Annotated in this window: 3 protein-coding genes; all 3 read left to right on the top strand. The window is 69.9% G+C overall.

The window, feature by feature from the left end; genetic code table 11:
- On the top strand, positions 1-811 hold an 811-nt coding region (locus PSH25_RS13895), incomplete at its 5' end, for an ATP-binding cassette domain-containing protein (protein ID WP_238659493.1).
- Entirely contained in the window at positions 808-1632 is an 825-nt protein-coding gene (locus PSH25_RS13890) for a DUF2705 family protein (protein ID WP_238659492.1), read from the top strand. The genes PSH25_RS13895 and PSH25_RS13890, both read left to right, overlap by 4 nt.
- A 239-nt stretch (positions 1633-1871) precedes the next feature.
- Positions 1872-2159, top strand: a 288-nt coding sequence (locus PSH25_RS13885) for a 2-oxoglutarate dehydrogenase E1 subunit family protein (protein ID WP_238659491.1), incomplete at its 3' end; no start/stop codon positions are given.

The raw sequence follows: 2159 nt of genomic DNA, 5'->3' as shown, positions 1-2159 counted from the left end.
CGGCTTCCTCGGCCCGAACGGCGCCGGCAAGACCACCACGCTGCGCATGCTGCTGAACCTGGTCACGCCGACCGCCGGCACGGCCACCATCAGCGGCCAGCGGTACGCCGACCTCGCCGACCCGCTGCGCCAGGTCGGCGCGGTGCTGGAGGCATCCAGCGCGCACAAGGGCCGCACCGGCATCAACCACCTCCGGGTCATCTGCGCGGCGGCCGGGCTGCCCAAGCAGCGGGCCGACGAGGCGCTGGCCCTTGTCGGGTTGAGCCCGGCGGCGAAGCGCAAGTTCAAGGGTTACTCGCTGGGCATGAAGCAGCGGCTCGGCATCGCCGCCGCGATGCTCGGTGACCCCCGTGTGCTGATCCTCGACGAGCCGGCCAACGGGTTGGACCCGGAGGGCATCCGGTGGATGCGTGGGTTCCTCAAGAACCTCGCCCATGAGGGCCGCACGGTGCTGGTCTCCAGCCACCTGCTGTCGGAGATGCAGCTGCTCGCCGACGACGTGGTGATCATCGCGGCCGGGCAGCTGGTCCGGCAGGGGCCGGTCGAGCAGGTCCTCGGGTCGATGGCGCAGGGCGCCCGGGTCCGGGTCCGCACCCCGCAGGCCGAGGCGCTGACCGCCGCCCTGAAGGCACAGTCGGCGACGATCGAGACCGACGAGCACGGCGTGCTGCTGGTCGGCGGGGTGGACGCCCCGACGATCGGCCGGTCCGCCCTCGCGGCCGGGGTGGAGCTGCACGAACTGACCACCGAACGGCCCGATCTGGAACGGGTCTTCCTGGAGCTGACGGCCGGAAAGGCGGGCATCCGATGAACCTGGTCCGATCCGAGCTACTCAAGATCCGTACCACCAACACCTGGTGGATCTTCGCGCTGATCAGCCTGCCGCTCTGGGCGCTCACCCTGCTCATCAACTGGTTGCAGGCCGACACCCTGACCAGTGGCAACCTCGGCGACGTGCCGCCCGACCAGGCCGACACCTTTGCGGCGGCGGCCCACCCGGACGCCCTGTCGTCCAACCTGTTCACCACCGGGCAGTTCTTCGGCCTGCTGATCGTGATGCTGCTCGGCATCATCGTGGTGACCAGTGAGTTCTTCCACCAGACGGTGACCACCACGTTCCTCACCAACCCGCACCGCACCGCCGTGATGAGCGCCAAGCTGGTCGCGGCCGGCGTGCTGGCGCTGCTGTTCTGGCTGGTGACCACCGCGTTCAACCTGGTCGCCGGTTCGGCGGTGCTGAGCGCGATCGGGATGGAATCCCAACTGGGCAACGACGCGGCCTGGCGGGCCATCGGGCTGAACCTGCTCGCGTACCTGCTCTGGGCGGTCTTCGGTGTCGGCATCGGCGTGCTGATCCGCAGCCAGATCGGCGCCACCGTGACCGGCATCCTGCTCTACCTGGGCGGCTCGATCGGCGCCATCGTGGTGATCAGCATCCTGGCCGAGCGCTGGGGTGACTGGATCAACAACCTGCAACTGCTGGTGCCGTCGCTGGCCTCGTCACTCATGGTCACCGGGGCGGACATCCCCGGCAACCCGCCGCGCTGGGCCGGCGCCGCCGTGCTCATCGGGTACGCGGTGGTGACCGGCGTGGTCGGCACCCTGCTGATGCGGCGACGCGACATCTCCTGACGGCCCCGGGGTGGCGGCGGCACGGCCGCCACCCCGGATCCCGTAGCAGTCGTCGACAGAGCGCGCAGGCGTTGCTGAACTTCTGGCATCTTCTGTGAAACCGGCCACGGGACCGAGGCGGAAATGCCTGCGGGATCGGCACGGCGTAGCCTGGGAGCCGTCCAGTCCGTGCTTCTAATCGGGCGCGACGGACACACCGCGTGCCACACAAACCCGCGTGAAAGAGGCGATTACCGGCCGTGTCGACCCAGCAGACTTCGCAGGAGAACCCACTGGCGGGTTTCGGCCCGAATGAGTGGATCGTCGAGGAGATGTACCAGCGTTACCTCGCCGACCCATCAAGCGTCGATTCGGCCTGGCACGACTTCTTCGCCGACTACCGGCCGGCACCGGGCGCGGGCACCCCGCGCGGCGCCGAATCGTCGGACAAGCCGGCCGTCGCTCCCGAGCCGGACGGCCAGCCGGAGGCAGCGGCCACGGTCGCCCAGCCGAGCGCCCCGGCCAAGCCGACGACCGCGAGCAAGCCG

It is taken from the genome of Micromonospora foliorum (assembly GCF_022229015.1).
GTDB classification, from domain to species: Bacteria; Actinomycetota; Actinomycetes; order Mycobacteriales; family Micromonosporaceae; genus Micromonospora; species Micromonospora foliorum.
The sequence above is the reverse complement of the archived record's forward strand: the minus strand, read 5'-3'. Positions and strand labels throughout refer to the sequence as shown.

What these genes read in the sequence shown, in the direction of transcription:
- PSH25_RS13890 (WP_238659492.1), top strand. Translation starts at nt 808, where the DNA reads ATGAACCTGGTCCGATCCGAGCTACTCAAGATCCGTACCACCAACACC.